The organism is Bulleidia sp. zg-1013, from assembly GCF_019798045.1.
Taxonomy (GTDB): Bacteria; Bacillota_I; Bacilli_A; order Erysipelotrichales; family Erysipelotrichaceae; genus Bulleidia.
Map to the genome: position 1 here is coordinate 1 of NZ_JAGXEX010000017.1, position 6,504 is coordinate 6,504.

At 31.9% G+C, this 6,504-nt stretch carries 10 protein-coding genes; all 10 read left to right on the top strand.

Translation table 11 applies throughout. The features are described 5' to 3' along the window. Positions 1-80 precede the first annotated feature (80 nt). The 10 genes from K7I92_RS07285 to K7I92_RS07330 all read left to right on the top strand — a co-directional run bounded on the left by K7I92_RS07285 (position 81) and on the right by K7I92_RS07330 (position 6,315). Positions 81-338, top strand: a complete 258-nt coding sequence (locus tag K7I92_RS07285) for a hypothetical protein (protein WP_203245222.1) — start codon at positions 81-83, stop codon at positions 336-338. 296 nt (positions 339-634) lie between these two features. Continuing rightward, entirely contained in the window at positions 635-1,669 is a 1,035-nt protein-coding gene (locus K7I92_RS07290; RefSeq protein ID WP_220282603.1) for a hypothetical protein, read from the top strand. Positions 1,670-1,684: 15 nt separating this feature from the next. After that, complete coding sequence (locus tag K7I92_RS07295) at positions 1,685-2,455, top strand: ParA family protein (RefSeq protein ID WP_203245224.1); 771 nt, start codon at positions 1,685-1,687, stop codon at positions 2,453-2,455. Further along, entirely contained in the window at positions 2,455-3,216 is a 762-nt protein-coding gene (locus K7I92_RS07300) for a hypothetical protein (RefSeq protein WP_220282604.1), read from the top strand. Before K7I92_RS07295 ends, K7I92_RS07300 begins: the two co-directional genes overlap by 1 nt. Positions 3,217-3,228: 12 nt before the next feature. After that, positions 3,229-3,567, top strand: coding sequence for a hypothetical protein (locus K7I92_RS07305; RefSeq protein ID WP_203245226.1), 339 nt, complete (start codon positions 3,229-3,231; stop codon positions 3,565-3,567). A gap of 28 nt (positions 3,568-3,595) precedes the next feature. Further along, a complete protein-coding gene (locus K7I92_RS07310) occupies positions 3,596-4,204 on the top strand; it encodes a hypothetical protein (RefSeq protein WP_207120155.1) in 609 nt (202 codons plus the stop codon). Positions 4,205-4,246: 42 nt separating this feature from the next. Next, positions 4,247-4,567, top strand: coding sequence for a hypothetical protein (locus K7I92_RS07315; protein ID WP_203245228.1), 321 nt, complete (start codon positions 4,247-4,249; stop codon positions 4,565-4,567). Between the two features lie 3 nt (positions 4,568-4,570). Next, positions 4,571-4,954, top strand: coding sequence for a hypothetical protein (locus tag K7I92_RS07320; protein ID WP_203245229.1), 384 nt, complete (start codon positions 4,571-4,573; stop codon positions 4,952-4,954). A gap of 570 nt (positions 4,955-5,524) precedes the next feature. After that, complete coding sequence (locus K7I92_RS07325; RefSeq protein WP_255594397.1) at positions 5,525-5,911, top strand: DNA adenine methylase; 387 nt, start codon at positions 5,525-5,527, stop codon at positions 5,909-5,911. Positions 5,912-5,928: 17 nt separating this feature from the next. Further along, positions 5,929-6,315: a hypothetical protein gene (locus K7I92_RS07330; protein WP_220282606.1), complete on the top strand. Its 387-nt coding sequence runs from the start codon at positions 5,929-5,931 to the stop codon at positions 6,313-6,315. Positions 6,316-6,504: the final 189 nt, after the last annotated feature.

A 6,504-nucleotide genomic window follows, 5' to 3' on the forward strand; every position in this document is an offset into this window, starting at 1 on the left:
TGTAAATTTTAAAATAAATGCAGAAAGATATAAAAATGTATCGTCTGCATTTTTTGTTTCTTTGAAAGGAGAAGGGATAAATGGAAATTACACATAAAAGGGGAAAAAATGATCGCATTAAATTAGAAGAAAGATACTGTATTGCCAAGGACATACAAAAGTTTGGGTGGAGTAATTTAGATTTAATTTTAAAAAAATATAATCGCCATCATCTGTCTGTCAAATCAGCTTTAAAGCAATTTAGAACGGAATATCTTTTTTACAAAAAAATCATTGAAAATAATGAATTTCCTGAATTTGAAAATTTATCGGAACTTATTTCAAATTTGGAGAAATAAAAAAGAAGCAGAAACTGCTTCTAATCAACCAACAAGCACATTAATTAATGAATTGTCAGCTCATTAATTAAAAATCTAAGAATAGATTTATTAAGAATACCTAAGCTGCCTCATCCACCTTATTTATTCTTAATGGCTTACAAGGTAATTCTAAATGAAAGGATACTATTTATCAAGTTAAATTAAATTTATTATTTTCAAAAAACGAATAAATATTTCATGATTTTAAATAAATCAAAATTAAAAAAACAACATAGGAAACCTATGATGTGTAGTTAATTGAATAAAGGAGTCTTATGGAAGTATTTTTGAATCGAAGCAATATTTATGATGATTTACAATCGGTTGTAAGCATTTCTGATTGGATGGCAGGAAATATTGGTGAACTTGTTTTAGATGCGACAGTTTCAACGATTGGCTGTGTTGAGTTCTTCCGCTTGTTAGAAAAGTTTGAACTTAGTCGAGCCGGTAAAAGAATCATGACAGCTAATGTTCAAGCAAAGAGTCTTACTATTCTACTTCCGCAAACCTTGGAAGATATTCGTGGCTTTGTTAAGGAAGTGATGAAGGAAGTGTTTGGAAAGGAAGCGGCTTTGCCTTATGCGGCTTGGTTAGTGAAAAAAGGAGCCGGTCGATATGTTCACATTCTTATCTCTGAACGTTATTACAGTTCAGAAGAAGTAGAATATGTTGATTATTGGAAAACAGCTAGGTTTCAAAATAGAACTACCGGAAAATTGTGTAAGGCGACTGATCCTGAAGCGAAACAAATTGTAAGTCCTGGTGATGTTAGAAAGACTTGGAAATCACACTTCAGTTTAAAGAGTAGATTGTTTTCAGCAGATGGGTTTGCTAGAAAGAACAGGGATAGAAAAGAGCGTATTGGTTTTGATCGATTGTTAAATCATATCCGTCAGTGTATTGTTGCGGCGTTGGTGAAGATGAAAATTTCATTTTCTAAATCCTTTAGCATTCCAAGATTGAAAAGACATTCTTGGTTGAATAAATATCAAAACATAAATTTAACCAGAATTAACACGGCTATCCGACATATTGAACGAGAAATTCAACAAGGGTGGATTGCTGTTAGAGATGGGTATTTTTATCAAGATTTGAAAACATATGATCGATTTATGACGCTATCTAAGAAATATCTAAATCGCATGAAAAAAGGATTTTATACAAAAGTCTTATCAGGAAACAGAAAACTAAAATTATCTTTTTCAATTTTTATGAATGTGGTTCGAGTGCAAGAAAATTTAGATAGTTTGATAGAAGATTTTGATACTGAAATGAATGAATTTCTAATGAAATACATATGTGGAATCTAGGGAGGGTGAAAAGAAATGATTCGATCGATTATAAATATCAAGGGTGGTGTAGGAAAAACCACTACAGCTTTACAACTATCAGAAGGCTTTGCTAAGGAAGGGAAAAAGACTTTATTAGTTGATTGTGATGGGCAAGGAAATGCGACTAATTATTTACTGCCAAATTTAAATTTTGACGAAGATGAAACAATCAGTCGTAGAAACCTAGCTGGGCTTTTGATGAAAAAGGAAGAAGTACGTGACTGTCTTTGGAAAAGTGATTTTGAAAATTTATACGTTTTGCCAGCTTCGTTGGAATTGTTCAATGTAGCGTATACGTTACAGTCTAATTCAGCAAATGGTCTTCCTCAATTTTCACTGAATAAAATTCTAAAGAGTTTAGATTTTGATGAGATTGTCATTGATAATAACCCGGCTTTAAACTTAATGACCATTAATTCTATTTATGCTGCGGATGAGATTATTATTGTTTCTAATATTGATCGCAATTCATTTAAAGGGGTCAAAGATACATATACCAATACAATTAATGCTTTAAATGAATTACCTAGAGAAAACCCTGTAAAAATTAGAATACTAATAACCATGGTAAATAGAAATTCAACAGAAAAGGAGGCGTTAAGACAATTAAAAGAAATCTATGGAGATGTGGTTTATAACCAAACTATTCGCTATCAAGCAAAAGCTATTAGGGAAACATATTTCCTCCATACATCGCTTTTGGATTATAAAAAAGCAAACGTAGCAGAAGATTATAGAAATTGGATTGAGGAGGTACAAGAATAATGACCAGTTTTGATATTAAGGGAATTGTTGGTTCATCTAATAGTCAATTAGAAGTTGCTAATTTAACCAAGGTATTTCTAAAACCATTAGATTCGGTTTTGGGAAATTCAGAAAATCCTTTTGAAATGACAGATATTGAATTATTGGAAAGAAATATTGAGGAACAAGGACTAGAAGAAGTCCTAACCGGCTATTTGAATTCAGATGGAAATGTAGTTCTATATTCAGGTCACAGACGATTGCAAGCTCTTAAAAACCTTTTCTTAGATGAAAAATCTTATCGATATCATGGCAAAGATATAACCGGGTCTGTTCCAATACTGATTCAACCTAAGATTGAAAATCACGATGAAGAGATTTTAAAAATCATCGGAGCAAACAATCATAGAGATCTCACTAAGGAAGAAAAGGAAAGGATTATTGATTTATCCCTAGAAGTAATTAAAAAAAAGTATGGATTCGGAAGGGTAAGAACTAGGGTTGCCACATTAACTGGTATTAAGGAAGCGTTTGTTGGAAATTATCTATCCAGCAAGAATAAAAAATCCATAGGTGATTCAAAAGTAGTAGATGAACCAAAGGAAAAAGATGACACAGTTTTAACTGCTACCAAGTTTGGAAAAAAACTTTTCCAGGCAACAAAAAAACTTTATCGCTTATCAGAAGAGTATACAGATCTTTATTTGAATAAATTAGAAGTAGAAAAATTAATGGATATTATGACAATGATTGAAGAAATATCATCCAACATGAAAAAGTAAAGGTAAGAAGATATGGACTTCACTAAATTAGAAGAAACAATAGAATTAGATATTTCAAGACTAGAACAATTTGAAAAGGAAAATAGCTTGTTTAAGTATTTAGGATTAGCCTCTCACTTTTCTTCTTTGAAATACAAAGTAAATAGAAATCTAGTCAATAGTTTCACTCAAAAAAAGCTTGTCATTCATTATTTGAAAACTGCCGGTAAGAAAGAATTAATTCAATTAGTCAACGATCTTCAAAATGAAAAGAGACTTAAAGTAACTCTAAAAGATTTAGAAAATAAACAGATTGGAGATGAATTAATGAATGGAATCTTGGAATTGATCACAAAAAACCAATTGGTATGAATTATACCAATTAGAAGGGAGAATAAAAATGAGAAGCTATTACGACATATTCAGTGACTCATCAGCTAACAGCTATGAAGAAAGATTGAATCACCTAATGATAGATATCATCGAAGAAAATAATCAATATTCTCCCAAATTAATTGTGTTCAATGAGGAATATCTATTCTCTCTTAATCCTTCGGCTTGGAAAAATAATGTGCTGGTTCGGGCAATCTCCTATGAAAAGAATGATACAAGCTCACAATCTATCCCAATTGATAAAAATCAATTAATGATTAATGAAGAAATTACTTATCAAAGAAGGGTTAAGATTTTTATGGATCAGTTTAACCAATTAGAAAAAATGGAAAGACTGATGTTTATTCACAAATATTTTAATTCCTATTTAAATAAGTCATTGGAAGAATTGGCTAAGGATTTATCTGTCAGTAAAAAAACGCTTTCAAAATATAAGAAAAGGGCAATCGAAAAAATGATAACATCTTGCTGGTTAGATATGTGGTCAACAATGGAATATGGAAATTTTGTCCAGGGATCTAATGAAATTGAAGATGATAGGCGAGAGAGGTGGGAAAAATTAGGGCTAACCTACCACCGTATTTTTGAGAGAGTGGAATTTGACTGGGAAGAATAAGAAAGATAGAATCAAAGAGGTAAATATTACGAAGGAGAGATTATGAAGACAACCACGTTTATTTTCAAGAAGAATATTGAAAAAAATATTTATGATTACTGGAAAGAAGAAATTGAAGCTTCATTTAATAACAAAATAGGGAAATTGAGTAACAAAAGCACCACTCTTAAAGAACTGATGTTTATTGCTAAAAATCAAAAAGAATATGAAACTCTGTTATACGCTAATGTACAATTAGGATATAAAAAGGAGTTGTTAGAGCTCTTAGATAGTTGGAAAACGACTAATGAAGAAGATCCTGAAGAAAACACAGATGATCTTGCATTAAGTATGAAGCATTTAAAAAAAATAGGTAGGTTTTAGTGTGTGTCCAGGAAACAAATAGCGTTTGATTTAGATACAGAGTTACTAGATTCATATTATCCATCAAAAAGTTGGCGAAATGCTTATTCTGATATTAAAAGATATATGGAAGAAAATGGCTTTGAATGGAATCAAGGTTCCGTGTATATTTCAAAAAAAAGTATCACTAATCGAGAGGCAATTGAAATTTTTCAAGACTTATTAAATGAATATGACTGGCTAAACCTAGCTAATAGAGAAACCACATTAACAACGGCTAAAGATAGTGAACTGGACTTAACGAAGTTTTGCAATAGGAACATTGAATTAGTCTATCATCCTTGGGAACAAGAGGAAGAGATCGAAGAATCGGAGGAAAAGATAGAGAATAAGGGAATGATGATGTAATCATACCCTTTTTAGTTGATGTGGCTCATACTAATCAGCAAAAATGTAAGACGCTTACATAACTTGTGAAGAAATTAATTAAGTTTCTTTTTTTCTGAAAATATCAATGTAAGAATCCTTCACAAGTGGCGTATACCCTATTAAATACTGGATTTATAAGGGTTCGAAAATCGAAAAAACAGTGATTTTTCACAAAAAAGTTTCCAAAAAAGGGGTTGATTTTGGAAACTTACTTGACATATAATATGGATGTAGTTAAAAGTGTGTTTAGCTATAGACAATCAAAAATAAATGAGTAAGTTTTATTATAAATGCGAAAAGAGTTGATAAACCCTGATTGCATAAGGTTACATAAAAAAATGTGATTAAGAGAATCAATCTCTTGGTCGCATTTTTTGTTTCTTAGACAGGAGAAAAGAATGAAAAATGTTTTGAAATATCCCGGAAGTAAAACCAGGATAGCGGGCTAGACGGTTCGCTGTTCGATGCTGCCAAGGTTTTGGATGTAGCAACAAATATAAGAATGGTTTTCGATCTAGCATTGGTCATTTAAGCCCTAGAACTACTTCGTTGTGGAATGAATTTCCAAAAATTCTGCAAATGGCTTCTAAAAGGCTTCAACAAGCACAAATTGAAAATCAAGATGCTTTAACTTTGATTGAAAGATATAACAAAAAAGAAGTGTTTATTTATGCAGATCCACCATACCCTTTGATTTGCAGAAAAAATTATTTATATGAATATGAAATGACGGATAAACAACATATTAAGCTCCTGGAAGCTTTGAAGGGGCATAAAGGAAAAGTGATGATAAGCAGTTATGAAAATAATTTATATGATGAGTATTTAGTTGGTTGGAGAAAAGAAATTAAAGTAACTACTGCAGAAAATAGCATAAAGCGTACAGAAGCTATTTATATGAATTATGGGCAGGATGAAGTTTTAAGTTTGTTTTGAAAGGAGATTAAAAAAACATGGAGAACAAAAAATACGAATTAACAACAGAAACTAAAATGGTTGAGGGAACTAAAGTATACAGAATCAAAGCTTTGACTTCTTTTGAAGATGTAAAGGCTGGGGATTTAGGTGGTTTTGTAGAAAAGGAAGAAAATTTAAGCCAAACAGATAACGCATGGGTCAAAGATGATGCCGTGGTCAAAGATAATGCAGTAGTTAATGATAACGCCGTGGTTGAAGAAAGCGCATGGGTTACTGGTGCCGCAACGGTCTGTGGAAACGCTGTGGTTAGTGATTTCGCAATGGTTTGTGGTGCAGTAGTGGTTAAAGGTAACGCTTGGGTTGGTGGTGCCGCAAGGGTTGAAGGAAATGCAACTGTTGAAGGACAGCCTCAAAAAAAATAAGGATGGAATGTACATAGGCTATTTGTTAGAATATTAGTGGAAACAAGGATAAAGAGATTGAAAGATAAATAGTAAAAATAAAAAGAAAGAGATAAGATAGAGGAGAGGTTAATATGAAAAAGATAAATGCGTTAGGAATGAGTGCTTTAGTGGCGGTCATGTTACTGAATGGTTGCGGTCCGAAACAAA

What these genes read in the sequence shown, in the direction of transcription:
- K7I92_RS07290 (WP_220282603.1), top strand. Translation starts at nt 635, where the DNA reads ATGGAAGTATTTTTGAATCGAAGCAATATTTATGATGATTTACAATCG.
- K7I92_RS07305 (WP_203245226.1), top strand. Translation starts at nt 3,229, where the DNA reads ATGGACTTCACTAAATTAGAAGAAACAATAGAATTAGATATTTCAAGA.
- K7I92_RS07300 (WP_220282604.1), top strand. Translation starts at nt 2,455, where the DNA reads ATGACCAGTTTTGATATTAAGGGAATTGTTGGTTCATCTAATAGTCAA.
- K7I92_RS07330 (WP_220282606.1), top strand. Translation starts at nt 5,929, where the DNA reads ATGGAGAACAAAAAATACGAATTAACAACAGAAACTAAAATGGTTGAG.
- K7I92_RS07285 (WP_203245222.1), top strand. Translation starts at nt 81, where the DNA reads ATGGAAATTACACATAAAAGGGGAAAAAATGATCGCATTAAATTAGAA.
- K7I92_RS07315 (WP_203245228.1), top strand. Translation starts at nt 4,247, where the DNA reads ATGAAGACAACCACGTTTATTTTCAAGAAGAATATTGAAAAAAATATT.
- K7I92_RS07310 (WP_207120155.1), top strand. Translation starts at nt 3,596, where the DNA reads ATGAGAAGCTATTACGACATATTCAGTGACTCATCAGCTAACAGCTAT.
- K7I92_RS07295 (WP_203245224.1), top strand. Translation starts at nt 1,685, where the DNA reads ATGATTCGATCGATTATAAATATCAAGGGTGGTGTAGGAAAAACCACT.